We start from the raw sequence: 26,845 nt of genomic DNA, 5'->3' as shown, positions 1-26,845 counted from the left end.
CCGCCGGGCCGATGAGCATGAGCCGCGACCGCAGGTGCGCACGCTCGAGCCGGATGGTGCGCCCCTCGGCGCCGAGGGGATGCACGCGGACGGCATCGGCGAGACGCTCACGGCTCACCGAGAGCAGCGCCCCGAGGTACCCGGAGAGCACCACGGTCTCGGGGGCGAAGGCGTTGACGAAGTTGGTCAGGGCGAGCGAGAGCATCTCGACCTGACGCGTGACCTCGGTCATCACGCGCGGGTTGCGGGCGACGCCGAGCTCCACGTCGAGTTCGTCTTCGTCGAGCTTGCGACGGCCCAGCAGCGGTTCGAGGATGTCGAGACTGACCTCGGCCTCGAGGCACCCTCGACGTCCGCACACGCACGCGCGACCCCGCGGGTCGACGACGGTGTGCCCGAGCTCCCCGGCATAGCCGGAGGTGCCGCGCAGCAGGGTGCCGTCGATGATGAGGCCGCCGCCGATGCTGTGCATGGCGCCACCGAGGTAGAGCAGGTTGCCGACGCCCACCCCGACCCCGAAACGCGACTCGGCCAGGGCGCCGATGCTGGCGTCGTTGCCCGCGGTCACCGGCATCCCGAGCTCGTCGCTCAGCCGGGCGGACACCGGATCGCGCCGCCAGCCGAGAGTGGGCGAGACGAGCACGGAGCCGTTGGCGTTGACGAGCCCGGGCACGGCGAGACCCGCCCCCACCACGCGGTAGTGCCGGTCGATGTCGGCGCGCATCGCCTCGACCGACGACGCGACGATCTGCACGAAGCGGCGGGGCGAGGGCGCCGAGGCCGTGTCGTGTCGGAGTCGGGCGTGGACCACTCCCCCGAGACCGACGAGCGCGACGGTGACCGCGTGGGGTTCGGCCCGCACGCTGAGGGCGGCGACGTGGTCCTCCGGCTCGAGGTCGAGGGTCGGGCGCCCGACCTTGCCGGTGCGCTCCCCGCTCGGCGCCTCGCGCACGAGGCCGAGCTCGGTGAGCTCCATGATGAGCCCGGTGACGGTGGAGCGGTTCAGCCCCGTCATCGCCCCCAGCTGCGCGCGTGAGAGCGCTCCCCGAGAGTGCAGCAGCGCGAGCACCGACGCGAGGTTCTGCTGCCGGATCAGGTCGTTCGTCGTACGACCGGCCGGGGGCGCGAGCGGGGTCGCGGGCTCGAACACGGCAGGGGTCATGAGGGGAGCACCTCCCCCATCATCCCATCGGAGTCACACGGACGAGAAACGCAGCGGATGACGCGGCGGGTGAGGCGGCGACGCGGATGGGGAGCGGGCCCCGGGGCCGCGCTCCCCATCCGGTCAGACACCGCCGTTGCGGCGCTTGTTGAAGATGTCGAAGGCGACCGCCAGGAGCAGCACGATGCCCTTGATGGCCATCTGCCAGGCGGCGTCCACGCTCAGGATCGACAGGCCCATGTTCAGCACGCCCATGACGAGGCCACCGACGACCGCGCCCACGACCGTTCCGATGCCGCCCTGCACGGCGGCGCCGCCGATGAACACCGCGGCGATGGCATCCAGTTCGTAGTTCTGACCGGCGGATGCCACGGCGCCACCGGCGCGAGCGGTGCTGACCACCGCGGCGAGGCCCGCGAGCACGCCCATGTTCACGAAGATGAAGAAGTTGACCCACTTCGTCTTCACGCCGCTCATCACGGCGGCGAAGAGATTGCCGCCCATCGCGTAGATGTGGCGACCGAACGTGGTGCGGTTGAGCACGAACGTGTACGCCAGCACGAGCACGGCGAGGATGATCAGCACGATCGGGGTGCCGTTGTAGGCGGCGATCGTGAAGGCGACCGCCATGATCGCGACAACCGCGATGGCGTTCTTGAGCCAGAACGACCACGCGAGCTCGCGGGGCAGTTCGAGGCGGCGCAGTGTGGCCCGGGTACGCAGCTGCTGGACGATCAGCAGCACGCACGCGATCGCGCCCAGCACGAGGGTCAGGGAGTCCCAGTTGCCGAGGTAGCCCAGGAACGGCGGCAGCCAGCCGGCGCCGATCGCGGTGAAGCCGTCGGGGAGGCCGCTGATCGTGCCACCGGTGAGGAGCACGAGCGTGAGGCCGCGGAAGAGCAGCATGCCGGCCAGGGTGACGATGAACGCCGGGATGCCGACGAAAGCGACCCAGAAGCCCTGCCACGCACCGACCACGGCACCGACGACGAGCGAGAGCAGTACGGCGACGAACCAGGGCAGACCCCATTGATTCATCGCGATCGCGGCGATGGCGCCGACCATCGCGACGACCGAACCGACCGACAGGTCGATGTGGCCGGCGATGATCACCATCACCATGCCGATCGCGAGGATCAGCACATAGGCGTTCTGCTGGATGAGGTTGTTGACGTTGCCCGGCATGAGCAGGCGCCCGCCCGTGAGCACCTGGAACAACACGATGATGATGACGAGAGCGGCGAGGATGCCGAACTGACGGAAGTTGATGCGCGACAGGATGCCGCGGCGGCGCGGACCCGGTTGCGTCGGCGCCTCGACCGTCTGGGTGGATGCGGTGGCCATTGCTGTCAGTTCCTTCCGGCGGTCATGTGCCGCATGAGGGTCTCCTGCGTCGCGTCGTCGCGGCTGACCTCGGCCGTGATGCGTCCCTCGGAGATGGTGTAGATGCGGTCGGAGAGGCCGATGACCTCGGGCAGCTCCGACGAGATGACGATGACGGCCTTGCCCTGGGCCGCGAGCTCGTTGATGATCCCGTAGATCTCGTACTTGGCCCCGACGTCGATGCCGCGGGTGGGCTCGTCGAGGATCAGCACGTCGGGTCCGGTGAACATCCACTTCGACAGGACCACCTTCTGCTGGTTCCCGCCGGAGAGGCGCCCGGTGATCGCGGCGACGCTGGGCGCCTTGATGTTCATCTTGTAGCGGTAGGAGTCGGCGACCTTGTACTCGCGATAGCGGTCGACCACGCCCAGGCGGGCGAGGCGGGCCAGAGCGGATGCCGACACGTTGACCTGGATGTCGCCGATGAGGTTGAGACCGTATTTCTTGCGGTCCTCGGTCGCGTAGGCGATGCCGTGCTTGATCGCCGCGTCGACGGTGCGCACGTCGATCTGCTGACCGTTCTTGTAGACCTCGCCCGAGATGCCGGTGCCGTACATGCGACCGAAGATGCTCATCGCGAGTTCGGTGCGACCGGCGCCCATGAGACCGGCGAAGCCGACGATCTCGCCCGCGCGCACCATGAACGACGCGTCCTGGATGACGACGCGCTCGGTGTCGACGGGGTGGTGCACGGTCCAGTTCTCGACGCGGAACAGCTCTTCGCCGATGTCGGGTTCGCGCGGCGGGAACAGGCTGTTGAGGTCGCGGCCGACCATGGCGCGGATGATGCGCCCCTCGTCGGTGTCGGGGTCGGAGCGGTGCATCGTCTCGATGGTGCGGCCGTCGCGGATGATCGTGATGCGATCCGCGATGCGCAGCACCTCTTTGAGCTTGTGGCTGATGATGATGCACGTGATGCCCTGCGTGCGCAGCTGGTCGATGAGGTCGAGCAGGTGCGCCGAGTCGTCGTCGTTGAGGGCGGCGGTCGGCTCGTCGAGGATGAGGAGCTTGACCTCCTTGGCCAGTGCCTTCGCGATCTCCACCAGCTGCTGCTTGCCGACGCCGAGCTCGTAGATCTTGGTGGCCGGGTTCTCGCGGAGCCCCACGCGCTTGAGCAGGTCGGCGGCGGCGGTGTTGGTGGCGTTCCAATCGATGACGCCGCGCTTGGACTTCTCGTTGCCGAGGAAGATGTTCTCGGCGATCGAGAGGTAGGGGCTCAGCGCCAGCTCCTGGTGGATGATGACGATGCCGGCGGCCTCGCTGTCGTTGATCGAGCGGAACTCCATCCGCTCGCCTTCGAGGGTGATGGTGCCCTCGAAGGAGCCCGCCGGGTAGACGCCGCTGAGCACCTTCATCAGGGTCGACTTGCCGGCGCCGTTCTCGCCGCAGATCGCGTGGACCTCACCGCGGTACACGTCGATCGACACGTCGGCCAGGGCCGGCACGCCGTTGAACGACTTCGAGATCCCCGCCATGCGCAGGATCGGTTCGGTCATGGTGTGTTTCCTCCGTCAGCTCCCTCGCCGCGATGGCGAGGATCGAGCGACGGGGCGGGCGAACCCGCCCCGCCGCGAGAGGGCCGGGGCGGGCGAGCCCGCCCCGGCCGATGGGGATCAGAGCCCGACGTCGGAGGCCTTCAGGAAGCCCGAGTCGATGAGCTTGGACTGCACGTCGTCCTTGACGACGACCTCGGGGGTCAGCAGGTAGGACGGGACGACCTTCTTGCCGTTGTCGTAGGTCTTGGTGTCGTTGACCTCGACCTCCTTGCCGTCCTTGATCTCCTGGATCATCGTGAAGACGCGATCGCCGAGGGCACGGGTGTCCTTCCAGACCGTCATCGACTGCGTGCCGTCGAGGATCGCCTTGACGTTGGCCTTGTCGGCATCCTGACCCGTGATGATCGGGTACTCGGCGCCGGCGGTGTAGCCGGCCGACTTCAGCGACGCCTCGATGCCGATGGCGAGGCTGTCGTTGGGCGAGAGCACGACGTTGACCTTCTTGCCGTCGCCGTAGAACGACGAAAGACGGTTGTCCATCTCGGCCTGCGCCTTGTCGGACGCCCAGCCCTGGATGCCGATCGACGCCCATGCGTCGTCGTTGGCGGGCGACTTGCCGCTGGGGACCACCAGCTGGCCCTTCTCGACGTAGGGCTGGAGCACGTCCCAGGCACCGGCGAAGAAGAACTTGGCGTTGTTGTCGTCGGGGCTGCCGGCGAAGGGCTCGAGGTTGAAGGGACCCTTGCCGTCCTTCAGGCCCAGCTGCTCCTCGATGTACTGGCCCTGCAGGGTGCCGACCTTGTAGTTGTCGAAGGTGGCGTAGTAGTCGACGTTCTCGCTGCCGTTGATCAGGCGGTCGTAGGCGATGACGGTGGCGTTCTGCGACTTGGCCTCTTCGAGGACCGGGCCGAGCGTCGAACCGTCGATGGCGGCGATGACGAGGATCTTCGCGCCACCCGAGATCTGGTTCTGGATCTGGCTGATCTGCTGGTCGGTCTTGTTGTCGGCGTACTGCAGGTCGACCGTGCACCCGGCATCCTGCAGCTTCTTCTGCAGCTGCTCGCCGTCGTTGATCCAGCGCTCGAGGCTGCGGGTCGGCATCGCGATGCCGACGTTGCAGTCGCCGCTCGCGCCGGCGGCGTCTCCGCCGCCCTCGGCGGGGCGCGTCGAGCTGCAGGCTCCGAGGCCCACCGCGAGTGCGGCGATGGCCGCACCGGTCAGGATTTTCTTCAGCATGTGATCTGCGTTCCTCTCTGAACAGCAGGGACCGTGTGGTCCGTACCCGCGCCCTCCCCGGCGTCGGATCGGGTACGTCATCGTCCCGGCACTCTGGTCCGTCGAATTATGACGGCTCCGAAAAAATATCCACCGCGGGGGGTTTTGTCTATAGGCACGTCAAAATTGCCCACGCCGTGATCAGACCGTGACCGAACGTGCCGGATCCCCGGAAAGACGCGGCCGAGACAGTCCTCAGCGGGTGTCGCGGTCGGCGCCCGACCACAGATCGCCGCACTCGATGAGCGACGCGCCCTGCGCGACGAGGTACGGCCGCGCACCCACGTCGCCCCGGGCGGCGTCCGCGACGGCGGCCCAATGCGATCGGCCGAGCAGCACGGGGTGACCCGGGGCCCCGGCGTACGCCGCTTGCGCGAGCGCGTCCCGATCCGCGTGCCGGAGCATGCGCGCCACCGCCGCGGGCGGCATCCCCGGGGTGTCGACGGGGACGACGACAGCGGCGATCCCCGCCCCGGATCCCAGCGCGCCGAGGCCGGCCCGCAGGGAGGCCGCCATCCCCGACTCCCAGTCGGCCACGGTCACGATCGTCGCGACAGGAGGAACGAGAGCGACGGCCTCCTCAGCCCCGGCTCCCAGCGCGACCGTGACGTCGCGGCATCCGCCCTCCGTCAGCGCGCGGACGGCGAGGGCGATCCACGGCGTTCCCGCGGGGGTGCGCGCGAGAGCCTTGGGACCGCCGAAACGACGACCCGCGCCCGCGGCCAGCACGAGCCCCGAGACGGCGACGGGAGGCGCGGCGGGCATGGTCACGACAGCGTAGCGTGCGCGAAACACGCCCCGATTACCGTCGTCCCATGCTCGATCTGGCCGCCGACCTGGTGCCTCTGATGGATGCCGGGGTGCCGCTCGCGGCCGTCACGGTGACCGCCGTGGTGCGCAGCGCCCCGCGCGGCGTGGGCGCGACCCTCGTCGTCACGCGCGACGCGCGCGTCATCGGATCGATCTCCGGAGGCTGTGTCGAGAACGACGCCGTGATGCTCGGTCTCGACGCCCTGCGCACCGGACACGTGCGTCGCGCGCGCTTCGGGTTCGCCGACGACGGCACCGTCACCCCGATCGTGGCGGGCCTCGCGTGCGGGGGTGCGGTCGACGTCGTGGCCTACCCGCTCGACGACAGTGTCCGCCCGGCGCTCGAAGCAGCCCGCGCCGGACGGAAGGCGACCGTGCGCCTCGACCTCGACGGAGGACCGGTCGTGCTCGAGCGGCCCGCGGCCCCGCGCCTGATCGTCCTCGGCGCCGGCGAGCACGCCGCGGCGCTGTGCCGGCTCGGCGCGGCCGCCGGATTCCGGGTCACGGTGTGCGACGACTGGGCGCTCCTGGCCACGCGCGAGCGCTTCCCCGACGCCGCCGAGGTCGTCGTCGCCGCTCCGCACGAGTACCTCGCGACCGTCGGCGACGCCGACGAGCGCACCGCTGTGTGCGTCCTGACGCACGACGAGCGCCTCGACATCCCCGCCCTGCGCACGGCACTGCGGATGCCGGTGGGCTTCGTCGGCGCGATGGGCGCGCGGGCGACCGTCGCGCGCCGCGCGCAACTGCTGCGGAACGCGGGGGTGACGGATGCCGAGCTCTCGAGGCTCCACTCCCCTCTCGGCCTCGACCTCGGAGGCGCCTCTGCCGAAGAGACCGCCCTGTCGGTGATCGCCGAGATTGTGGCATCCCGCAACGCGGCGAGCGCACGACCCCTGCGCGAGAACGCGGGGGCGAGGCTGCACGGATCGGGTGCCGCGGGACACGGCCCCTCCTCGGGAGCGCGCGCCCGGGTCTCGGCCGCGGACGACGCCGGCCTCGCGTGCGGCGTGAGGACCGCATGAGCGCGCTCGTGGTGCGCGGCGCCGTGGCCGTCGTCGAGGCGGCGGGCCGCGTGCGCACGGGCGACGTCGCGATCGCCGACGGGCGGGTCGTCGACGCGGTCGACCTCACCGGGGCGCGGGTCGTCGACGCGAGCGGGTGCGTCGTGACGCCGGGCCTGGTCAACGCCCACCACCACCTGCTGCAGACCGCGTTCCGTACGCTCCCCGGCACCCGCGGCATCCCGATGCGCGAGTGGCTTCCGGCGATGGCATCGGCATACGGCGAAGCGGGCGTCGACCCCGACCTGACGCTGCTCGCCGCGCGTGCCGGCCTCGCCGAAGCGCTGCTGAGCGGGGTGACGACGGTCGCCGATCACCATCTGACCTGGCCGAGCGGTGCCGACACCGTCGGGATGGCGCGGGCCGCGGCCGACGCCTCCGCGGGGCTCGGTGCACGCCTCGCGTTCGTGCGAGGAGCCGCGCGCGACGACCCGCAGGAGGCCGCCGCCTCGGCCGAGGCGATCGTCTCGACGCTCGTGCCCGAGGGCGCCGGCGGCGTCTCGGTCGACGGGATGCTGCAGGTCGCGGTCGGGCCCGCCGGGGTGCACAGCGATCCCCGCGAGACGTTCGAGCTGCTGGGCGAGGTGGCCCGACGCCACGGGCTCCGACGACGCACGCAGGCCAACGAGGTGGTCGACGTCGCGATCGCGCTCGAGCGCTACGGACGACGACCCCTCGATCTGCTCGATGAGTGGGGCTGGCTCGCTCCCGACGTGACGCTCGCCCACCTCTGCGACGTCGCCCCCGACGAGATCGCCCGCCTCGCGGCATCCGGGGCCACTGCCACCCATGCGCCCGGCTGCGACGTGCCGATGGGCTGGGGAGTCGCCCCGGTTCGGCGTCTCCTCGACGCGGGGATCGCGGTGGGCCTGGGAACCAGCGGCGGCGGCAGCAACGACGCGGGCCATCTCCTCGCGGACGCGCGCCTGGCGATGCAGGTCTCGGCGCTGGTGGGACCGCAGCTGCCGGCATCCGAGGTGCTGTCGATGGCCACGGAGGGCTCCGCCGACGGTCTCGGTCGCCCCGAACTCGGACGCCTGACGCCGGGCTCGGCCGGCGACCTGTGCCTGTGGGACGTCTCGGGCGTGGCCGATGCGGGCGTCGCGGATCCCGTCGCGGGGCTGCTCTGGGCCTCGCCCGGCCGGCGCCCGCGCACGGTCGTCGTGGGCGGGCGGATCGTGGTCGACGAGGGCCGCCTCGCGACGGCCGACGAGGGCGAGATCGTCGCCCGCCTCTTCGAGAGGGTGGCACGATGACGTCCATGGCTCCACCGGCGGTCCCCCTCTCCGCGCTTCCGACCCCCGACGCGCACACCCCCACGAGCGACGAGCGCCTCGGCTCGCACCTGCGCAGCCTGCGGAAGGCGCGCGGGCTCACGCTCACCCAGCTCGCCGAGGCGGCCGAGCTGTCGCATCCGTTCCTCAGCCAGCTGGAGCGCGGGCTCGCCCGGCCGAGCATGGCGAGTCTCGAGCGGCTCGCACGGGCCCTGGGTACGAGCCGGGTCGAGCTGATCGCGGGCTCCGAGCCCCCGCGTGCCGACGCCGATGCGCAGCCGTCGTTCGTCGCGGCCGGAGAGGGCGTGACCGGTCCGTACGCGGAGGGCACCGCGCGCCTGCTCGCGGAGGGCCCGCGCCGCTTCGAGCCGCTGGAGTTCACGGGGTCCAACCCGCAGCCGGGCGATCACTACGTGCACGACGAGGACGAGTTCCTCACGGTGCTCGAGGGCTCGATCGTGATCTCGTTCGGCGCCTTCGGCGAGCGCACGCTGCACGTCGGCGACTCGGTGTACTGCCGCTCGGGCACGCCGCACCGCTGGCACTCGCCCGACGGCACGCCCTATCGCCTGCTGATCGTCAAGGAGGTCGTCCACGGCGACGGCGCCGACGATCCGACCGACGTCTGACCGAGGAGGAGAACGCGTGAGCGCAGGGGTGAGCTTCGATGCCGTGGTGCGGGAGCGACGGGATGCCGCCGACGGGATCGTCGTGCTGGACCTCGAGCGCGCGACGGGGACGCTGCCGCACTGGTCACCGGGGGCGCACATCGACGTGGTGCTGCCCGACGGACTCGAGCGGCAATACTCGCTGTGCGGCTCGCCGAGCGCGCGCGGCACGTGGCGCATCGGGGTGCTCCGCGAGCGCGAGGGCTCGGTGTGGTTGCACGAGAACGCGCACGTCGGGGCCACGCTGCGGGTCCGGGGCCCCGCGAACCACTTCCTCTTCGCCCCGACCGCGGGGCGCTCGTACGTGTTCGTCGCCGGCGGCATCGGGATCACGCCGATCGTGCCCATGATCGAGGCCGCGGAGGCGGCGGGGGCCGCCTGGACCCTGCTCTACGTCGGACGGTCCCGTTCGACGATGGCCTTCGTCGATGAGCTCGAGCAGCGCCACGGCGACCGCGTCGAGGTGTTCGCCGCAGACGAGGGGCGCCGACTCGACATCCCCCGACGCCTGGGCACGCCCGTCGCCCGCACGGTCGTGTACGCGTGCGGACCCGCGCGTCTGCTCGAGGCCCTCGACGCCACGATGGCGGTCTGGCCGCGCGGGAGCCTGCACGTCGAACGCTTCGAGGCGAAGGTGCTCGGTCCGCCCGTGTGGACGGAGCCCTTCGAGGTCGACCTCATGATGTCGGGCCTGACCGTGACCGTTCCGCCGGAGCGGTCGATCCTCGACGTGGTCGAGGAGAACGGCATCGTCGTGCCCTCGAGCTGCCGCGTGGGCACGTGCGGCACCTGCGAGGTCGCGGTCGTCTACGGCGACGTCGAGCACCGCGACTCCGTGCTGTCTCCGGAAGAGCAGGAGGCCAACCGCACGATGATGCCGTGCGTCTCGCGAGCCGCGTGCGATCGGATCACCCTCGAGCTCTAGGGCTTCACCCTCACGATCACCCGCTGGTCGCAGGACCCCTCGCGCACGGCGGCTCAGAACTCGACGCGGCGACCCAAACGGCCGGCCCGCGCATCGGCAGCCGCCCGACGGAGCACGCGCAGCTTCCCGGGACGCCCCGTCAGCACCGTACAGCCGAGGCACAGGGCCCAGAACAGGGCGGCATTCACCGAGCGGGCGGGACTGCGCCGACGACCGGTGCGCAGCTCACGGTGAATGCGATTGCGGACCGAGTAGTACAGCAGGGCGTCGTTCGTGGACCGGAACATCGCCAGGACCTCGAACCCGGGCGGCATCCATCGCTCGCCGCGCGGATCGACCACGACGGCGTCGCGAGACAGACGGATGAGCCCGCCCGCCGCGACGATGCGCGAGGTGTACTCCAGGTCGTCGCCGTAGAGCACGAGAGCGGTGTCGGGGAAGCCGATGCGCCGGATGACGTCCGCCCCCAGGAGGAGCCCCCCATACGGGGCGTAGGCCAGATCCGCCCCGCTCGCAGCCGCCGCCGGACGCCGCAGCCCCAGGCGCTCCCCCGCGCGGCGGGCGAAGAGGGTCAGCTCGACGCCGGCGAACGACCGGTCTTCGCGCGGCTGCTCCCGCGCCTGCTCCACCCGGATCGCCTCGGCGACCTCGGCGGGCGCGGCTCCCGGGGCCCGGGTCGGGGCGACCGCGCACAGCCCGTGTCCCGCCGCGCGAAGAGCCCGCTCCTCGCGCAGGAGCGCCGCCAGCGCGTCGCCGGCGGGAAGGTTGTCGTCATCGAGCACCCACACATGGTCGGCCCCCGCCTCGACGGCCCGGGCGAGGGCGATCCCGAACGCGAGCGCCGATCCCTCGTTGCGTTCCAGGTGGTGCAGGTGCACCCGCGGCGCGTGCTCGCGCGCATACTCCACAAGCGCCTGCCGGGACGACGGGGTCGAGCCGTTGTCGACCACGACGACCTCCCTCACCCCCGTGGCGAGGAACGCGTCGACGGTCGCCAGACATGACGCCGATCGCGCGCCGTAGGTGACGGTGGCCCCGACCACGCGGGGGAGAGGAGAAGAAGAGGTCACGAGCTCAGCTTTCGTCGGAGGCGGGGGCGTAGACATCGGCCAGCGTGCGCCGGAAGCGCTCCACCGAGAACTCGGCAGCCGCCGCGGGCTGCACCGCGCGAGCCTGGCGGCGCGCGCCGGCAGGATCGTCGAGCGCAGCGCAGACGCCGTCCGCCAGACCCGCGGCGTCGTCGGCGACGGCGAAGGCCGCGAGGACGTCGTCGACGATGCCCTCGACGCCGATCGAGGTCGACACGACGGGGATGCCGCGCACCATGGCATCCACCGTCTTGAACTTCACGCCGGCACCCGATCGCAGCGGGATGAGGACCAGGGCGGCGTCGGCGTAGTACTCCTCGAGGGAGTCGACGCGACCGGTCACCGTGACGGTGTCGGGCACGAGCTCCGCCTCCCGCCGCATCTCGTCGGTGGGGTTCGCGCCCGCGAAGACGAACCGCGCACCCGGGTGCCGCCGGTGGACGCGGGGAGCGATCTCGCGCAGGGTCCACAGGGCGGCGTCGGCGTTGACGGAGCGGTCGAACGCCCCCACGAACAGCACCGTTCCCCCACCCGTGGCCGTCGCGACGGCCGACGCGGCACCGGAGGCGGCACCCGGCACGGCCGGCTCGGCAAGGGGCGGCCGCACGACGCGGACCGGGGCCGCGGAACGCGCCGCGCGGTGCACCACCGCGGCATCCTTCGCGCTGAAGACGAGAACCGTGTCGACGTCGGTGTACACCCGCCGCTCGTCACGGCGCACGGTGGCGAGTCGCACGCGGGCGACGAGGCCCCGGGGAGACCACCGGGATCCGGCCGCGGCGAGGAAGCGTTCCGCGCTCTGCAGCATGACATCGTGCGCGAAGACGAGGCGTCGGGCCGGAGCCCCCACCCAGCGGGCGAACCACCCCATCTGCGTCCACTGGAACTCCACGGCATCGGCCGCGGCGAAGAGCGCGCGCACCTCGGCCGACTGGGCGAAGGCGCGGCGCACGCGCCTCACCGGGCGGACGGGGAAGAACCGCCGCTGCTGCCGTTCGTCGAGAACGGTAAGGCGCCGCAGGCCGCGTCGGGGGGCGGGGAGAGGCACGAGGACGATGGTCGCGGTCACCGTGGATCGCGCGCGGGCCGCGCGATTATCGTCGGAGTCGGGGGCGACGACGGTGACCTCGTGTCCGTCATCGGCGAGCGCCCGCAGGTGGCGGAGGTAGTACTGGCCTCCGGCGTGCGGAATGCCGTCGAACGGCACCACCGGCGCGACACTGACGATCCTCACGTGCTTCCTCCCCGGCGCCGACGGCGCGGCGCTCGAGCCCACTCTGCGGATATCGCTCGCGCACTCCCCCGGCCGCGCTCCCGCACAGGGCGGGTGAAGCAGCCGGTCGCGGCGAGTTCCGCCAGCGGGTGAGAACGGGGACGGTGCGCGCTCACGATGCCGCGCGGCCACGCGAGACCGGGGGCGTCGACGCTTCCACCGACGCGTAGTGTCCGCCCGGGAAAGGAGCCGAGGTGAGGATCACGCACGTCCAGAGCAGCTTCGTCGCACCGCTGGGCGGGGCCGAGTCGTACGTGCTCGCCCTGGCCTCCGAGCAGGCCCGGCGAGGTGACGAGGTCGAGATCCTCACCGCGTGGACCGACCCCGACACCGTCGAGCGGGCGCGCCGAGCCGGCGTGGCCGTGCGCGTGCGCGCGACCTATCGCCCCTATCGCCCCGACCAGCACGGAGCGGGCACCGCCGCCAAGATCGCGTTCCACGCGCTCGACGTGCTCGGCACCCTCGGACCGGCGACCTGGATGCCGGAGGAGGCGCGGTCCGACGCAGTGGTGCACGTCCACCGCTTCCAAGGCGTGGGCGCTCAGGTGCTCCGGGCTCGACACGGCGCGGTGGTGCACACCGCGCACGACTACTGCCTCGTCGACACGACGTCCACCTCCATCCGCGACGGACACGAGCCCGCGCGTCTCGGCGGCGTGCAGCGGCTGCGCGCTCGCGCCAACTGGCTCGCGGCCCGACGCGCCAGCATCCTGGTGTTCCCGAGCGAGCGCGCCCTGGCCCGTCACCATGCCCTGGGCATGCCCGCCGAGGGTGTCGAGCAGCGGGTCGTTCCGCACGGGTGGCCGGCACCCGCCGTCTCACCCGCCCGCATCGAGACCGAGGGACGCACCCGTCCGCGCTTCGTGTTCCTCGGCAAGCTCCAGGCGACCAAGGGCATCGACCTGCTGCTGCGGGCGTGGGAGCAGGCCGACATCGACGCAGAGCTGGTCGTCGCCGGCGACGGCCCCGAGCGGCCGACCATCGAACGCGCGGCGGCGACGGGGCGGATCACCTACGTCGGATGGGTCGACGCCCAGCAGAAGGCCGACCTGATCGCCTCCGCGACGGCGCTGGTGTTCCCCTCGCTCTGGCCCGAGACGTTCGGGCTCGTGATCGCCGAGAGCCTGCTCATGCGGTGCCCGGTGATCGCGACCCCCCAGGCCGCCGGCGCTTTCGTGCGAGACGGCGAGAACGGACTCGTGACGACGGACGCCACACCGGGGTCGCTGGCCCGCGCCCTGCGTCGCCTCGCGCACGATGCGGCGCTGCGGGAGGGCCTGGCCCGGGGGGCCGCCGCGAGCGCCGCGGCGCTCGACTTCGGTCGCCATGTCGACCGTGTGCAGGCGGTTTACGCCGACGCGCGCGGGATCTTCGCTCGGGCGCGCTGAGCCGACGTCGACCACCCTCGCGAGAGGCGGGGGGCGCGCGTCGTCCGCGACGAACGCATGGACGCTGTCGGCATCCCGCGTTCACGCACCGAACCGCAGCCTGTCCGACATGTTTGTCATGAGGGTCACGCGGGAGAAATACGGCGGAAACGCACGCTTCCTAGCATCGGATCACCGCCGGATGTTGCTCACACCAACACTGACGCAGCCGCCCCGAGCGGCTCGCCCCATCGCCGTGGCGCTCGTCTCGACTCCTGCCTTCCCGACTCTCCGGAGGTCTTCGTGTCCGCCGTTCCACCCGTCTCGATCGCCGCTCTGCGGGGTGTGCGACTCGCCTCCGGCGACATCGTCGACATCGCGCTCGACGGCGACACGGTGCTCGCGGTGGTCCCGGCCGGCACCCCGCTGCCCGAGACCGACGGCGTCGTGCTCGACCTCCCCGGCTACCTCGTCACCGCCGCCGGCGCCGAGCCGCACGCCCACCTCGACAAGTCGCAGTCGTGGGATGCCATCCGGCCCCCGTTCGGCGACCTCGAGCGCGCCATCGAGAGCTGGCACGCCTTCGCCCTGACCCTGGACGAGGACGACACGCTGCGCCGGGCCCGTTTTACGGCGCTGCGGATGCTGGCATCCGGGATCACCTCCGTCCGCACCCACGTCGACCTCCTGCGCGGAGAGGACGCCCTCACCGGTGTCCGCGCCCTGGTCCGGTTGCGGGCGGAGCTCGCGGGAGTCATGGACCTCGAGCTCGTGGCCCTCGGCGGCCCCACGGTCGCCGACGAGGTCTTCGAGGCCGCGCTCGACGCGGGCGTCGACCTGGTGGGCGGTGCGCCGCATCTCGCCGCCGACCCGGTCGCCGACCTCGAACGCCTCGTCGCCCTCGCCCGGCGCCGCGACGTCGGCCTCGACCTGCACACCGACGAGAGCCTCGCGGGAGCCGAGACCCTGGCCGCCTACGCCCGAGCCGTCACCGGCTGGCACCGGCCACGGACCGCGGGCCACTGCGTGCGGCTGAGCATGATGCCCGCGGCCGACCTCACCGCCCTCGCCGAGCAGGTCCGCACCGCCGACATCGGCGTCATCGCCCTGCCGATCACCAACCTGTACCTGCAGGGATGGGATGCCGAGCACGCCGTGCCCCGCGGGATCGCGCCGATCGGACGGCTCAAGACCGCCGGCGTCCGCGTCGCGGCCGGAGCCGACAACGTGCGCGACCCCTTCAACCCGGTGGGCCGCTGCGACCACCTCGAGACCGCCTCGCTGCTCGTCAGCGCCGGGCACCTCGCCCCGGAGGACGCCCTGGATGCCGTCACCGTCGGCGCACGAGACGTGATGGGGCTGCCGTTCGCGGGACCGGTCGCCGGCGCGCGGGCGGAACTGGTGGCGATCCAGGCGGACTCCCTCGGCGAAGCCGTCGCCTTCGCCACTGCCGACCGCGTCGTCATCCATCGGGGACGTCTCGTCAGCCGCACCCGCGTCGCGACCGAGACCGCCGCCCTCTCCTCGTCCGTCCCCACCCGCACCGCCGCACCCGCGACGGCGTCGTAACCCGACCCCACGGAAAGTGAGCGCCCCCGTGACCCTGGCCTCCCCCGCCCCGGCATCCGTCGCGGATCCCACCGCGCCGATCCTGGACTTCCGCAACGTCGCCATGACGTTCCCCAACGGCACCACCGCCCTCTCGGGCGTCGACCTCACCGTCGAGCGCGGCGAGTTCGTCAGCGTCGTCGGCCCCTCGGGCTGCGGCAAATCCACGCTGCTGCGCATCGCCTCGGGTCTCGAATCCGCCAGCGAGGGCACCGCGACCGTCAACACCGACCGCATCGGCTACGTCTTCCAGGACGCGACCCTGCTGCCGTGGCGCGACGTGCAGGCCAACGTCGAGCTGCTCGCCGAGCTCAACTGGCAGCCCAAGCGCGTGCGCACCCCGAAGGCCCAGTGGGCGATCGACCTCGTCGGCCTGAAGGGGTTCGAGAAGCACCTCCCCAAGCAGATGTCGGGCGGGATGAAGATGCGCGCCTCGCTCGCCCGCTCCCTCACGCTCGACCCCGAGCTCTTCCTCTTCGACGAGCCCTTCGGTGCGCTCGACGAGATCACCCGCGAACGCCTGAACGACGAGCTCATCAAGATCTTCGTCGAGCAGAAGTTCGGCGGGCTCTTCATCACCCACTCGGTCTCGGAGGCCATCTACCTCTCCACGAAGGTCGTCGTGATGTCGGGTCGCCCCGGCCACCTCGTCGACACGTTCGAGGTCCCCTTCGACATGCCGCGCGACCCCGAGATCCGCTACACCGCCGAGTTCGCGAAGCTCGTCGGCGAGGTCTCCCACGCCCTCCGGGAAGGACACTCATGAGCACCACCTCCGCTGAGCCCGTCGTCGACGAGGCGGCCGTACCCCCGGCATCCACTCCCCCGATCGAGCCGCCCCGCACCCGCACGGCACCGCGGCGTCGGGGCTTCGGATCCCGCGCCGCCGTCATCGGTCCCCCGCTCGCGGTCCTCGTCGTGCTGCTCGGCGGCTGGTACGCCGTGTCGATCGCCCTGGCCGCGTCGGGCAAGGGCTTCCTCATGCCGATGCCGCACGAGATGTTCACGCTGGGGTTCTTCGACCCGCAGGTGGGCGCCGACATCTGGATCGCCCTGTTCCGGACGACCGGCGTCGCGCTCACCGGCCTCGCGGTGGCGATGATCCTCGGCATCGGCTGGGCGATCGCGATGTCGCTGGCGCGGTGGGTCGAGCGTTCGACCTACGCCTACGCGGTGATGCTGCAGTGCATCCCGATCCTCGCGCTCGTGCCGCTGGTCGGCTTCTGGTTCGGGTACGAGTTCACCGCCCGCGTGATCGTCTGCGTGCTGATCGCCCTGTTCCCGATGGTCTCGAACACGCTGTTCGGCCTGCAGTCGGTCGACAAGTCGCAGCGCGAGCTGTTCCGCCTGCAGAAGGCGAACAAGTGGACGGTGCTGACCAAGCTCACCCTCCCCGCCGCCCTGCCCTCGATCTTCGTCGGCATGCGCACCTCGGCGGGCCTGTCGGTCATCGGCGCGATCGTCGGTGACTACTTCTTCCGCCGCGGCGAGCCGGGCATCGGCTCACTCATCGCCAACTACCAGTCGCGCCTGCAGAGCGCCGAGCTGTTCGCCGCCATCCTCGCGGCCTGCCTGCTCGGCGTCGCGATCTTCGCGTTCTTCGGCTGGCTGTCGAAGGTGGCCGTCGGCCGCTGGTACGAAAGCGCCCTCTAGACCCCGGATGCCACCGCACCGCCCTCCCGCGCGCAGGCGCCGGAGGCGGCATCCGGCGTACCCGAAATACCGCAGCTCCCCCTCCCGCACCCGAGCACCACCGACGTCACAGAAAGCGAACCAGCATGCAGCGCTCCACCCTTCTCCGCGGCACCGCCGTCACCGGCGCCGTCGCGATCGCCCTGACCCTCACCTCCTGCGCCGGCAGCGCGGCGGAGAGTGCGCCGGCCGCCTCCTCCGACATGGAGATCGGTTCGGTCGACCTCTCGACCGACTGCCCCTCGACGATCGTCGTCCAGACCGACTGGAACCCCGAGGCCGAGCACGGTCACCTCTACGAGATGATCAAGGACGACTACACGATCGACGCCAACACCAAGGCGGTCACGGGTCCCCTCATGTCGGACGGCGAATACACCGGCGTCAACCTCGAGATCCGCGCCGGCGGCCCCGCCATCGGCTTCCAGACGGTCTCGGCGCAGATGTACCAGGACGACGCGATCACCCTCGGCTACATCAGCACCGACGAGGCGATCCAGCTCTCGTCGACCACGCCCACCAAGGCCGTCTTCGCCCCTCTCGACATCAGCCCGACGATGGTCATGTGGGACCCGGAGACCTACCCCGACGTCAAGACGATCGATGACGTCAAGGCCGCCCTCACGGCGAAGGGCGGCGTCTGGCGCTACTTCGACGGCTCCGCCTACATCGAGTACCTCAAGAGCGCCGGTCTCGCCGACTCGGCGATCCTCGACGGCTCGTACGACGGCACGCCCTCGAACTTCGTCGCCGCCGGCGGCAAGGACATGCAGCAGGGCTTCGCCTCGGCCGAGCCGTACGTCTACCAGAACGAGGTGTCGGCCTGGGGCAAGCCGGTCGACTTCGCCCTGATCCACGACGCCGGGTGGCAGACCTACCAGTCGTCGGTCTCGGTCAAGTCCGACTCCTTCGACGAGCTGTCGCCGTGCCTGTCGAAGCTCGTGCCCGTGCTGCAGAAGGCCGGCGTCGCGTACTACAAGGACCCCTCCGCCGCGAACGACCTCATCCTGAAGCTCGTCGACGAGTACGCCACCGGCTGGACCTACACGCAGGGCGTGGCCGACTACTCCGTGAAGACGCAGGTCGACCTCGGCCTCGTGGGCGACGGCCCCGACTCCACCTACGGCAACTTCGACGACGACCGCTTCGCGGACTTCTTCGACAAGGCCGGCAAGGTCTACACCGACCTCGGCACCCCGCCCGCGTCGGGCTACACCCCGGCCGACCTCTACACGAACGAGTTCATCGACACCTCGATCTCGTTCTGACCCGCTCGGCCCGGTCCGCCTCGTGCGGGCCGGGCCGTTCGGCTCCCTCTCGCGCCCGGGCCCCTGAGCTCGTCGAAGGGACCGGAGCCCCCGACACCCCCGGTGGCTTCGACAGGTTCAGCCACGTCCGCCCCACCGCACCACCGGTGACGACGACGACCTCGGCCGCACCGCGGCATCCACCCCACCCCACCCGCCCCACCCGGAGAAACACCCATGAGCGACACCGCCACCCGCGTCCTCTCCCTGGAGGACGAACTGCTCGACCTGCTCGGCCCCGCCGCCGTCAGCACCGAACCGCGCGTGCGCGAGCGCGCCAGCGTCGACGGCTCCCCGATGTCGCCGATCATCGCCGCGAAGCTCCCCCTGGGCCTCGCCGACCTCGTCGTGTTCGCCGCCGACGCCGAGCAGATCGCCACGGCCGTGGCCGCGGCATCCCGTCACGGGGTACCGATCACCGTGCGCGGCAAGGGCACCGGCAATTACGGTCAGGCCATCCCGATGCAGGGCGGCCTCGTGATCGACACCACGCGCGCCAAGGCCATCGTCGAGGTCGGCGACGGGTACATCACCGCCGAGGCCGGGACTCCGATGGTGCTGCTCGAGCAGGCCGCGTGGGCCGCCGGCCAGGCGCTGTGGATGTACCCGTCGACCGCGCAGTCCACGATCGGCGGTTTCCTCTCGGGCGGCTCCGGGGGCACCGGGTCGATCGCACACGGCTCCAACGATCGGGGCTTCGTCGCCGCCCTCGACGTCGTGCACGCCGACGGCAGCGACGAGATCATCCACGTCGAGGGCGACGAGGCCCAGAAGTACGTGCACAACTACGGCACCGCCGGGGTCATCGTGCGCGCGACGGTCCGCCTCGAACCGCTGCGCGAGTGGCGTGGGCTGTGGGCGAGCTTCCCCGACTTCGCCGGCACCCTCGCCGTGCTGCAGACCATCGGCAATCTCGAGCCCACCCCGCGGCTCGTGTCGGGCGACGGGCCCGAGATCTCGGCATCCCTCCCCTCCGACGAGGCGATCCCCGAGGGCCGATCGAGCCTGCGCGCGATCGTCGACGCGTCGCTGATCGAGGAGATCACCGCGATCGTCGAGGGCGCGGGCGGACGTGTCGAGGCGGTGCGCGAGGGGCCGCAGGCCAGCATCCGCCTGTCGATGCTCAGCTACAACCACCCGATCGAGTGGTACCAGAAGAGCCAGCCGCACGAGGTGTTCCACCTCGAGGTCGCGGGTGCGCCGCTCGCGGACGACATCGAGGCCGTCGAGAGCGTGTTCGCCGGCGGCAAGCTGCACATCGAGTCGACGAAGGCGTTCCCGATCGGCATGCTGGCAGCCCCCTACGTCAGCGAGGACGACGTCTACCGCGGCATCGCCGCGCTCAACGCCATCGGCGTGGGCGTGCACAACCCCCACCAGTGGAACGTCGACTTCAACGTCGAGCAGACGGTCGAGACCGCGCGCCTCACCGACCCGAACGGCCTGCTGAACCCCGGCAAGCTCAACCCCGACTACACCGGCGCGCGCAAGGGAGCGATCATCTCATGACCCGTCTTCTCGCCGAGCTGAGCGGTTCCGCCGCCGCCGAGGCCCTCACCGAGGACTCGATCCTGGTGCTGCCCACCGGGGCGATCGAGCACCACGGACCGCACCTGCCCCTGGCGACGGATGCCATCGTCGCCGAGGCGTCCGCCACGGCCGCCGTCGCGCGCGCCGCCGCCCAGGGGCTCGACGTGTGGCAGCTGCCGACGCTGTCGATCACGAAGTCGGACGAGCACTCGTGGGCCCCCGGGACGCTGTGGCTCACGCCCGAGACCATGCTGCAGACCATCGTCGACATCGGCCGCTCGATCCTCACGACCCGGGCGCGCACGCTCGTGTTCCTCAACGGCCACGGCGGCAACGTCGCGCTGCTGAACGTCGCGAACCGTGAGCTGCGGCGCCGCTTCGGACTGCGCACGTTCTTCATGCCCGCCGCGCGCGTGCCCTCGTTCGACGGCACCGACGGGGGCCCCGACGAGCACGGGACCGGCATCCACGCCGGTCACGGCGAGACGAGCATGATCATGCACCTGCGCCCCGAGCTCGTGGACGCCACGAAATTCGAGGCCACGGTTCCGGCGCACATCGGCGACTTCCGGCACATCGGCTTCAACGGCAAGCCCGTGACCTTCGGGTGGCTCTCGAACGACTTCGGCCCCACCGGCGTGCTCGGCGACCCGACGGGGGCGAACGCCGCCCACGGCGCGGAGCTGTTCGAGGACAGCGTCTCGTTCGTCGTCGAGGCGCTCGAGGAGATCAGCCGATTCGACTACACGGCGTGACGAATCCGGATGCCGGCATCCGAGGGATGACGACGTGAGCGTCACGGCCGCCCCGGCCACCGGCGTCCGCGCCTACGGACAGGTGCTCGGCCTGCCCGGGGCCCGCAGCTTCGTGGCCGCCGGCATCCTCGCGCGCTTCCCGCGCGCGACGCTGTCGCTCGGCATCATCCTGCTCGTGTCGGCCACGACCGGGAGCTTCGCCTCGGCGGGGCTCGTCGTGGCGCCGCTCGTGGGCGGCATGGCCGTGGCCGCACCTCTCTGGTCGTCGCGGATGGACCGGCACGGCCAGGCCCGCGTCATCCTGACCTCGCTCGGATGCCTCGTGCTCGCGGCATCCGGTCTGCTCGCGCTCGTGCTGACGGGCGCGCCGTTCTGGACGTGGCTTGTCGCGGCGTTCGCGACGGGAGCAGCCACCCCCGACCTGACCTCCGCGGTGCGTGCACGATGGACCGTGCTCGCGCCGGAGTCCCAGCGGACCCCGGCGCTGGCGCTCGAGACGATCGCCGATCAGATGGTGTTCATCGCGGGTCCGCCCGCGATCACGGCGGTGGCCGCCGCCCTGGATCCGGCGGTGGCGATGCTGGGCTCGCTCGGGCTCGGAGTGGTCGGCGGCGTATGGCTCGCCGCCCAGCGCGCAACGCAGCCTCCCCCGCAGCCGGGCGGGGCGCGCCGCGGGCTCGTCCTCCCGCCCGCGGGCGTCGTGCCGATCGCCCTGGCCTGCGTCGCGCTCGGCGGCGTCTTCGGGGCGTTCGACGTCAGCCTCGTCGGGTGGGCCGACGTCGGCGACCGTCCCTGGCTCGCCGGGCCCGCCTTCAGCGCCCTCGCGGTGGCCATCGCGATCGGATCGGTCGTGACCGGGGCGCGGACGTGGCGACTGTCCCCCGCCGCGCGGTACATCGGCTTCGCCGCCCTGGCCGCCGTCGTCGCCGCAGGGCTCCCGTTCGCCCAGGGCTCGGTGCCGCTGCTCTTCGGCGTCATCCTGCTGCTGGGTCTCGCGGTGTCGCCGGTGATGGTCTCCGGCATCCTCGTGGCATCCGCGCGCGCCCCCGAGGGCCGCGTGACCGAGACGCTCGCCTACCCGACCGCCGCGATGTCGCTCGGCGTGCCGATCGGCGGGGTGATCGCCGGAGCGGCTCTGGATGCCACGGGGCCTGCGACGGCTCTCGTCACCATCGCGGTGTCGCTGGCGCTGGCCGCGGGCATCGCGGCTGCGGGTGAGGCGTTGTTGCGGGTGGCGCGGCGGTGACCACGGACGCGGCGGCGCTGCACGAGCGAGGTCCCCGAGTCCGTCGAGAGCCCGGGACGCACGCGCGAGACCCGGCCCTCGGGATCAGATCGCGATCTCGCGGAGCGCTCGCCCCGCCACACTCCGCGGAGTCTCCTCGCCCCCGTGGAGCGCCCACCAGACCACGGACGCATCGACCGCCGCGGCGAGCACATGCACGCGGACGACGATCGAGAAGTCGTCGGGTCGCGCGTGCGTCCGTTCCGCGGCGAAGAGCGCCGCGGCATCCGTCATCGTCCCGATCGTCGGGGCACCGAGCTGCGCGAGGGACGGGTTCGCACGGATGACGCGAAGCCGGTGGCGCGTGACTTCGATCGACTCGGCGGGGATGGCCGCGCTGGCCTCGAAGGCGCGGCGGATCACCTCCCAGACCGGGTCTTCCTTCGCGCTCTCGGTCAGAGCGGCCTGAAAGCGCTCGAGCGACTCCTCCAACCCGTCCCAGACGAGAGCGGCCTTGCTCGGGAACAGGCGGAACAGTGACCGCCTGCTCACTCCCGCCGCGGCTGCGACGTCGTCCATCGACACCGCGTCGAACCCCTGCTCATCGAAGAGACGGAGCGCGACGAGGGAGACGCGGCCGGGATCGATCGTGCGCGGTCGCCCCGCGGCACGCTCGTTCGGATGTTCCATAGACACCTTTCGGCACTGAGTGCTAAAACCGGGAGTGGCGCACTCGCGCCCTCACGGAGGAGAAGATCATGACCGCGTCGACCGTCGCACGATTCGCAGACAAGACCATCATCGTCACCGGCGCCGGGTCCGGCATCGGGCGCGCCACGGCGACGCGGATCGCGCACGAAGGCGGCCGCGTCATCGCGACCGACGTCGTCGCCGAGCGGCTGGACGCCCTGCGCGAGGAGCTGAGCGGCCTCGCCGTCGAGACGGTGGTCGGAGACGTCTCGGCGCCCGACACCATCGCCGCCCTCATCGAGGCGGCGGGGGATCACGTCGACGGACTGGCGAACGTCGCCGGGATCATGGATGCCTTCCTGCCGCCGAGCGAGGTGGACGACGCCACCTGGGACCGGGTCCTGAGCGTCAACCTGACCGGCCCGATGCGCCTGACGCGCGCCGTGCTCCCCCTCATGATCGCGGCCGGCGGGGGCGCGATCGTCAACGTCGCCTCGGAGGCGGCGCTGCGCGGATCTGCCGCCGGTGTGGCGTACACCTCGTCTAAGCACGCGATCGCCGGATTCACCAAGAGCGTCGCGTTCTTCCACGGACCGCAGGGCATCCGCGCGAACGCCGTCGCCCCGGGAGCGGTCGCGACGAACATCGAGGCTCCGATGGGGAGCGCCTACGCCGCGGGACGCGTCGGCCCTCTTCTGCAGGTCGTCGTCCCGCCCGTCGCCCAGCCCGAACAGCTCGCCGCCGCCATCACCTGGCTGCTGAGCGACGACTCCGCCAACGTCAACGGCGCGCTGCTGCCGAGCGACGGGGGATGGTCGGTGATCTGACGGCCATTCACCGCCGCGCGCTCGGCCGGACGCTCCGGCGAGCTCAAGCGCCTGCGCCGCGGCCGCGAGCGAGGACTCTGAGCCTGTCGAGCGGACCGGAATCCTCTCGGCGGCGATCACGTGACGCGTAGCGTGGTTCTCATGGAGCCCGAGACCGAGGAGCAGCGATCGCGCCTGGCTCACCGGAGCTGGCAGGAACGGTCCCTGCGATCCACCCAGCCGCCGCGGCTCGAGGACGGTCGTCGGCTCATCCGCGTCTTCCCGGAGTGGGTCAGTTGCCTTCCCCTGTGGGAGAGCTACACCGAGAACTATCCCTTCGAGCGCGACGTCCTGCCGCTCTCGCCCGAGTTGCAGGACGCGCTCGAGGCCTGGAACGAGCACTGGCAGGACCGAGACCTCGACGAGGAGATCCCCGACCGGGATCGATGGGTCGCCGAGGGCGGGGAGCTCGTCGCGCGGCTCCGGGACGAGCTCGGAGACATCGCCGAGGTGCGGGCCGAGTTCGGAGGGTGACGCGCGCGTCCCCGTGGTTGAGTGTCCAGAACACCGGGCGCCTGCCACGGCACGTCCGGGCGTTCTGGACGCTCGGGGCGATAGGAACCGCCGCGCGCGCGAGGCGCGGGGCAGAACGGAGCCGCAGGGCTGGCGGAACCGTCGGACTAGAGGATGACGCCGAACTCGTCCGCCAGGGCGGGCAGCTGCGTGTGCAGCACCTCGGACGCCTCGACCGCGAGCGGGTTCGTCGAGACGCCGTTCTCGTTCACGAGCTTCCCGCCGACGTAGACCTTCGTCAGGTTGCGCAGGCCGCACGCGAGCACGTAGCTGCGCACCGGGTTCCACAGCGGGCCGACGTCGGGCTTCCGCGGATCAACGACCACGAAGTCGGCGAACTTGCCCACCTCGAGGCTGCCGACCCGGTCGTCGACACCCATGATCTCCGCTCCCCCGAGGGTGTGCAGGCGCAGCACGCGCTCGGGCATCATCGACAGCGGGTCGTGGGTGCGGGCGCGCTGCATGAACATGCCCATGCGCATGTTCTGCCACGGGTCCGCGACGTCGGTGCACGCCTGGTCGTCGAGGCCCATGCCGACCTTCATGCCCTGCTCCAGCATCTCGGGCACGTGCGCGATGCCGGACGCCAGACGTCCGTTGGATGCCGGCTGCCACGACATGCTCGCGCCGCCCGCGGCGGCATCCGCGATGATCTCCGGCGTCGTCTGGATGAAATGACCGAACATCATGCCGGGGCGGAGGGCGCCGGCGTTCTTGTACAGCTGGAACTTCGTCTGCTGGTGCTCGATCGCCTCGTACGTCTCGAGGAAGTGCGCCTGGTTGGTGACGCCGAAGCGGTCCATGACGGCGACCTCGATCTCGGCGGCGTCGGGGCGGGTCGACCACTGCACCTGGCCCATGATCGAGGCACCGAGCGCGATGTCGGGGTCCATGGCCAGGACGTGATCGAGGGAGGCCTCGAACCGGGCGAAGATCTCGTCGTCGGTGCCGACGGTCGCGTCGAGCGCGATGGAGTCGACGAAGCGGAGCCCGGCGTCATGGCATCCGTCGGCCTGTCGGGTGTGCCAGGCGTGATCGCGCAGGATGCCGCCGCCGTCGGCGCGCTTGCCCTCGACCATCGGCTCCCACGGCAGGAGCGGGTCGGTGAAGTTGTAGGCGGTCGTCACGCCGTTGGCGAGGAAGTCGAGCGAACCGTGCAGCGTCGCCCAATAGATCTGGTCGGGCGAGGCGTTGTTGAGCACGCTGAACATGGAGGTGCACCAGCCGTACAGCGTCTGGTCGACGCCGAGTCCGCGCGAACCGCTCGTGAAGAGGTGGCTGTGGCTCGAGACGAAGCCGGGGGCGACGAACTTGCCGTCGACGTCGAGGACCTCGTCGGCGGTGAGTCCCGGATCGGGGTCGCCCGCGCCGATCGCGGCGATACGGCCGTCCCGCACGAGCATGTACCCGCGCTCGATGTAGCCGGGGTCGTCGGTGCCCGCGGGGACCGTGATGAGACGTGCGTTCGTGACGAGGAGCGACATGTTGATGACGGTAACAATGGCGTGTTTCCGCGGTGTTCCGGGCCGGTGGCGGGGGTTTTGCAGGGAGCCTCGTCCCACTTATGTCGGTGCATGTCCCAGAAACGGCCGGTGCAGCGCCCCTCAACCCACCACAAGTGGGACAGGGGTGCGCAGCGCAGCGCGAAGGCAGCGCCCCAGCAGAACCTTGTCCCACTTCTGGCGGTGCGTGTCCCAGAAAGGGCCTGTGCAGCGCCCCTCAACCCACCACAAGTGGGACGAGGGTCGAGCGGGTCAGGCGAACGCCGCCCGCACCGCCGGTGCGATCTGCGCGAGCACCTCGTCGCGCGCGGGCGTGGACGGGAACACGAGGAAAAGGTGCGGCACGCCCTCGCGCCGCACGAATTCGACGGGGGTTCCGGATGCCGCCAACCGCGCGGCGTACTCCTCGGCTTCGTCCGAGAGCGGGTCGACGGCCGCCGCGACGATCACCGCCGGCGCGGAGCCGGCGAGCTCCGGCGCCCGCAGCGGCGCGGCCTCCACGGGAACCTCAGCCGCGCCGTTCCCCGTCGTGCCACCCGGCGCCGCACCGGCCGCATCCGGCCGCGGTAGCGACGCGGCCACGGGCGCCCCGCCACCGGCATCCTGCAGGTACAGCCCCCAGTACCACTGCATCCCCTTCGCGGTCAGCGGCAGGTTCTCTGTGTGGGCGCGGTAGCTGGGACGGTCGGGATCGGGGGCGTCGAGAACGGGGCACAGCAGCACCTGCACCCGGATGCCGGGAGCGCGGCCGTCCCGCGCACGCAGGGCGAGGGCGGCCGCAAGGTTCCCGCCCGCGCTGTGCCCGGCGACTCCGAGCAGCGCGGGGTCGATCAGCCCCTCCGCTCCGGACGCCGCGAAGCGCAGCGCGCTCTCGATGTCGTCGAGTCCGGCCGGGAAGGGATGCTCGGGCGCCAGTCGATAGTCGACGCTGAGCACCTGCGTCCCGGCGGCGAGCGCCAGCGCGCGGCACAGCGCGTCGTTGTTGTCGAGGTCCCCGGCGACCCATCCCCCGCCGTGAGCGAACACGAGCGTGCCGCGGTGACCGGCGCGTGGCCGGTACAGGCGCAGGGCGAGGCCGTCGGCATCCAGGTCGAACGACTCGAGATCCTGGTCGTCGGGCAGACGCACCCACGACGGGTTCGCGCGCAGCTCGGCGATCCGCGTGGCGTCGTCGCCGTCGGCATCCGTCGCCCCGGACGGGATCGTCCCTGCCTGAGCGGCGAGGCGCGCGAGGTGCGCACGCACGGGCGGATCGGTGATGGCCGGGTGCACGGCGTCGGTCACGGGGGTCCTTCCGGTGGGGTTCGGGATGCCGCTGATCGCACGACGCCCCGAGCGTAGACCGCCGGATGCCGCCGTCGCCGCCGTCACG

Annotated in this window: 24 protein-coding genes; 14 read left to right on the top strand and 10 right to left on the bottom strand. The window is 71.6% G+C overall.

Going from position 1 to position 26,845, the window contains the following annotated elements; all coding sequences use genetic code 11:
• From AB0230_RS17035 to AB0230_RS17015, 5 genes are all read right to left on the bottom strand, one after another.
• Window positions 1-1,162 (bottom strand): ROK family transcriptional regulator (locus tag AB0230_RS17035; protein WP_366377041.1); only part of this gene is annotated, 1,162 nt, incomplete at its 3' end.
• A gap of 123 nt (window positions 1,163-1,285) precedes the next feature.
• Window positions 1,286-2,506 (bottom strand): multiple monosaccharide ABC transporter permease, encoded by a 1,221-nt coding sequence (gene mmsB, locus AB0230_RS17030; RefSeq protein WP_315993854.1) that lies wholly within the window; start codon window positions 2,504-2,506, stop codon window positions 1,286-1,288.
• Window positions 2,507-2,511: 5 nt separating this feature from the next.
• Window positions 2,512-4,041, bottom strand: coding sequence for a multiple monosaccharide ABC transporter ATP-binding protein (gene mmsA / locus AB0230_RS17025; RefSeq protein WP_315993855.1), 1,530 nt, complete (start codon window positions 4,039-4,041; stop codon window positions 2,512-2,514).
• Between the two features lie 117 nt (window positions 4,042-4,158).
• The gene (gene chvE, locus AB0230_RS17020) at window positions 4,159-5,277 is read right to left on the bottom strand and encodes a multiple monosaccharide ABC transporter substrate-binding protein (RefSeq protein ID WP_315993856.1); all 1,119 of its coding nucleotides are present in this window, start codon (window positions 5,275-5,277) and stop codon (window positions 4,159-4,161) included.
• Window positions 5,278-5,511: 234 nt separating this feature from the next.
• Window positions 5,512-6,081 (bottom strand): NTP transferase domain-containing protein, encoded by a 570-nt coding sequence (locus AB0230_RS17015; RefSeq protein WP_315993857.1) that lies wholly within the window; start codon window positions 6,079-6,081, stop codon window positions 5,512-5,514.
• Window positions 6,082-6,131: 50 nt separating this feature from the next.
• On the opposite strand from AB0230_RS17015, the gene AB0230_RS17010 reads away from it, so the two are divergent.
• From AB0230_RS17010 to AB0230_RS16995, 4 genes are read left to right on the top strand one after another with little or no spacing between them, the layout of a single operon-like run.
• Window positions 6,132-7,151, top strand: a complete 1,020-nt coding sequence (locus AB0230_RS17010; RefSeq protein ID WP_366377038.1) for an XdhC family protein — start codon at window positions 6,132-6,134, stop codon at window positions 7,149-7,151.
• A complete protein-coding gene (locus tag AB0230_RS17005) occupies window positions 7,148-8,446 on the top strand; it encodes an amidohydrolase family protein (RefSeq protein WP_366377036.1) in 1,299 nt (432 codons plus the stop codon). Before AB0230_RS17010 ends, AB0230_RS17005 begins: the two co-directional genes overlap by 4 nt.
• Window positions 8,443-9,093 carry an XRE family transcriptional regulator gene (locus AB0230_RS17000; RefSeq protein WP_366377034.1) on the top strand — a complete coding sequence of 217 codons (651 nt, stop codon included), beginning with the start codon at window positions 8,443-8,445 and terminating at the stop codon, window positions 9,091-9,093. The genes AB0230_RS17005 and AB0230_RS17000 overlap by 4 nt, the downstream gene beginning before the upstream one ends.
• Window positions 9,094-9,109: 16 nt before the next feature.
• Window positions 9,110-10,057 (top strand): PDR/VanB family oxidoreductase, encoded by a 948-nt coding sequence (locus AB0230_RS16995; protein WP_366377032.1) that lies wholly within the window; start codon window positions 9,110-9,112, stop codon window positions 10,055-10,057.
• Window positions 10,058-10,110: 53 nt separating this feature from the next.
• On the opposite strand, the gene AB0230_RS16990 is transcribed toward AB0230_RS16995, so the two are convergent.
• Window positions 10,111-11,127 (bottom strand): glycosyltransferase, encoded by a 1,017-nt coding sequence (locus tag AB0230_RS16990; RefSeq protein ID WP_366377030.1) that lies wholly within the window; start codon window positions 11,125-11,127, stop codon window positions 10,111-10,113.
• 4 nt (window positions 11,128-11,131) lie between these two features.
• Window positions 11,132-12,379 carry a glycosyltransferase gene (locus AB0230_RS16985; protein ID WP_366377028.1) on the bottom strand — a complete coding sequence of 416 codons (1,248 nt, stop codon included), beginning with the start codon at window positions 12,377-12,379 and terminating at the stop codon, window positions 11,132-11,134.
• A 233-nt stretch (window positions 12,380-12,612) separates the two neighbouring features.
• Between AB0230_RS16985 and AB0230_RS16980 the strand changes: the two genes are divergently transcribed.
• The 8 genes from AB0230_RS16980 to AB0230_RS16945 all read left to right on the top strand — a co-directional run bounded on the left by AB0230_RS16980 (window position 12,613) and on the right by AB0230_RS16945 (window position 21,923).
• Window positions 12,613-13,806: a glycosyltransferase gene (locus AB0230_RS16980; RefSeq protein ID WP_366377026.1), complete on the top strand. Its 1,194-nt coding sequence runs from the start codon at window positions 12,613-12,615 to the stop codon at window positions 13,804-13,806.
• Window positions 13,807-14,088: 282 nt separating this feature from the next.
• Window positions 14,089-15,354, top strand: coding sequence for an amidohydrolase family protein (locus AB0230_RS16975; RefSeq protein WP_366377024.1), 1,266 nt, complete (start codon window positions 14,089-14,091; stop codon window positions 15,352-15,354).
• Window positions 15,355-15,382: 28 nt separating this feature from the next.
• Window positions 15,383-16,159, top strand: a complete 777-nt coding sequence (locus tag AB0230_RS16970) for an ABC transporter ATP-binding protein (RefSeq protein ID WP_167494159.1) — start codon at window positions 15,383-15,385, stop codon at window positions 16,157-16,159.
• Complete coding sequence (locus AB0230_RS16965) at window positions 16,156-17,046, top strand: ABC transporter permease (RefSeq protein WP_363577630.1); 891 nt, start codon at window positions 16,156-16,158, stop codon at window positions 17,044-17,046. The genes AB0230_RS16970 and AB0230_RS16965 overlap by 4 nt, the downstream gene beginning before the upstream one ends.
• A 125-nt stretch (window positions 17,047-17,171) precedes the next feature.
• Window positions 17,172-18,353, top strand: coding sequence for an ABC transporter substrate-binding protein (locus AB0230_RS16960; RefSeq protein WP_315993867.1), 1,182 nt, complete (start codon window positions 17,172-17,174; stop codon window positions 18,351-18,353).
• Between the two features lie 216 nt (window positions 18,354-18,569).
• Window positions 18,570-19,901 carry an FAD-binding oxidoreductase gene (locus tag AB0230_RS16955; RefSeq protein ID WP_366377021.1) on the top strand — a complete coding sequence of 444 codons (1,332 nt, stop codon included), beginning with the start codon at window positions 18,570-18,572 and terminating at the stop codon, window positions 19,899-19,901.
• Complete coding sequence (locus tag AB0230_RS16950; RefSeq protein ID WP_315993869.1) at window positions 19,898-20,677, top strand: creatininase family protein; 780 nt, start codon at window positions 19,898-19,900, stop codon at window positions 20,675-20,677. Before AB0230_RS16955 ends, AB0230_RS16950 begins: the two co-directional genes overlap by 4 nt.
• Window positions 20,678-20,711: 34 nt before the next feature.
• The gene (locus tag AB0230_RS16945) at window positions 20,712-21,923 is read left to right on the top strand and encodes an MFS transporter (protein WP_366377019.1); all 1,212 of its coding nucleotides are present in this window, start codon (window positions 20,712-20,714) and stop codon (window positions 21,921-21,923) included.
• A gap of 84 nt (window positions 21,924-22,007) precedes the next feature.
• Here AB0230_RS16945 and AB0230_RS16940 read toward each other — a convergent pair whose 3' ends face one another.
• A complete protein-coding gene (locus tag AB0230_RS16940) occupies window positions 22,008-22,592 on the bottom strand; it encodes a TetR family transcriptional regulator (protein ID WP_315993871.1) in 585 nt (194 codons plus the stop codon).
• Between the two features lie 68 nt (window positions 22,593-22,660).
• Here AB0230_RS16940 and AB0230_RS16935 point away from each other — a divergent pair, with 68 nt between their 5' ends.
• Both AB0230_RS16935 and AB0230_RS16930 read left to right on the top strand, forming a co-directional pair.
• On the top strand, window positions 22,661-23,419 hold the full coding sequence (locus AB0230_RS16935; RefSeq protein ID WP_315993872.1) for an SDR family NAD(P)-dependent oxidoreductase: 759 nt from the start codon (window positions 22,661-22,663) through the stop codon (window positions 23,417-23,419).
• 141 nt (window positions 23,420-23,560) lie between these two features.
• Window positions 23,561-23,932, top strand: coding sequence for a hypothetical protein (locus tag AB0230_RS16930; RefSeq protein ID WP_315993873.1), 372 nt, complete (start codon window positions 23,561-23,563; stop codon window positions 23,930-23,932).
• A 146-nt stretch (window positions 23,933-24,078) separates the two neighbouring features.
• Here the strand turns inward: AB0230_RS16930 and AB0230_RS16925 are convergent, their stop codons facing one another.
• Window positions 24,079-25,455, bottom strand: coding sequence for an amidohydrolase family protein (locus AB0230_RS16925; RefSeq protein WP_366377017.1), 1,377 nt, complete (start codon window positions 25,453-25,455; stop codon window positions 24,079-24,081).
• 270 nt (window positions 25,456-25,725) lie between these two features.
• Window positions 25,726-26,757, bottom strand: coding sequence for an alpha/beta hydrolase (locus AB0230_RS16920; protein ID WP_366377015.1), 1,032 nt, complete (start codon window positions 26,755-26,757; stop codon window positions 25,726-25,728).
• Between the last annotated feature and the right edge of the window lie 88 nt (window positions 26,758-26,845).

The organism is Microbacterium sp. NPDC089190 (assembly GCF_040701795.1).
Taxonomy (GTDB): domain Bacteria; phylum Actinomycetota; class Actinomycetes; order Actinomycetales; family Microbacteriaceae; genus Microbacterium; species Microbacterium galbum.
The sequence above is the reverse complement of the archived record's forward strand: the minus strand, read 5'-3'. Positions and strand labels throughout refer to the sequence as shown.

What these genes read in the sequence shown, in the direction of transcription:
- chvE (WP_315993856.1), bottom strand. Translation starts at nt 5,277, where the DNA reads ATGCTGAAGAAAATCCTGACCGGTGCGGCCATCGCCGCACTCGCGGTG.
- AB0230_RS17000 (WP_366377034.1), top strand. Translation starts at nt 8,443, where the DNA reads ATGACGTCCATGGCTCCACCGGCGGTCCCCCTCTCCGCGCTTCCGACC.
- AB0230_RS16925 (WP_366377017.1), bottom strand. Translation starts at nt 25,455, where the DNA reads ATGTCGCTCCTCGTCACGAACGCACGTCTCATCACGGTCCCCGCGGGC.
- AB0230_RS16960 (WP_315993867.1), top strand. Translation starts at nt 17,172, where the DNA reads ATGCAGCGCTCCACCCTTCTCCGCGGCACCGCCGTCACCGGCGCCGTC.
- AB0230_RS16965 (WP_363577630.1), top strand. Translation starts at nt 16,156, where the DNA reads ATGAGCACCACCTCCGCTGAGCCCGTCGTCGACGAGGCGGCCGTACCC.
- AB0230_RS17015 (WP_315993857.1), bottom strand. Translation starts at nt 6,081, where the DNA reads ATGCCCGCCGCGCCTCCCGTCGCCGTCTCGGGGCTCGTGCTGGCCGCG.
- AB0230_RS16950 (WP_315993869.1), top strand. Translation starts at nt 19,898, where the DNA reads ATGACCCGTCTTCTCGCCGAGCTGAGCGGTTCCGCCGCCGCCGAGGCC.
- AB0230_RS17005 (WP_366377036.1), top strand. Translation starts at nt 7,148, where the DNA reads ATGAGCGCGCTCGTGGTGCGCGGCGCCGTGGCCGTCGTCGAGGCGGCG.
- AB0230_RS17010 (WP_366377038.1), top strand. Translation starts at nt 6,132, where the DNA reads ATGCTCGATCTGGCCGCCGACCTGGTGCCTCTGATGGATGCCGGGGTG.
- mmsB (WP_315993854.1), bottom strand. Translation starts at nt 2,506, where the DNA reads ATGGCCACCGCATCCACCCAGACGGTCGAGGCGCCGACGCAACCGGGT.
- mmsA (WP_315993855.1), bottom strand. Translation starts at nt 4,041, where the DNA reads ATGACCGAACCGATCCTGCGCATGGCGGGGATCTCGAAGTCGTTCAAC.
- AB0230_RS16930 (WP_315993873.1), top strand. Translation starts at nt 23,561, where the DNA reads ATGGAGCCCGAGACCGAGGAGCAGCGATCGCGCCTGGCTCACCGGAGC.
- AB0230_RS16940 (WP_315993871.1), bottom strand. Translation starts at nt 22,592, where the DNA reads ATGGAACATCCGAACGAGCGTGCCGCGGGGCGACCGCGCACGATCGAT.
- AB0230_RS16955 (WP_366377021.1), top strand. Translation starts at nt 18,570, where the DNA reads ATGAGCGACACCGCCACCCGCGTCCTCTCCCTGGAGGACGAACTGCTC.
- AB0230_RS16935 (WP_315993872.1), top strand. Translation starts at nt 22,661, where the DNA reads ATGACCGCGTCGACCGTCGCACGATTCGCAGACAAGACCATCATCGTC.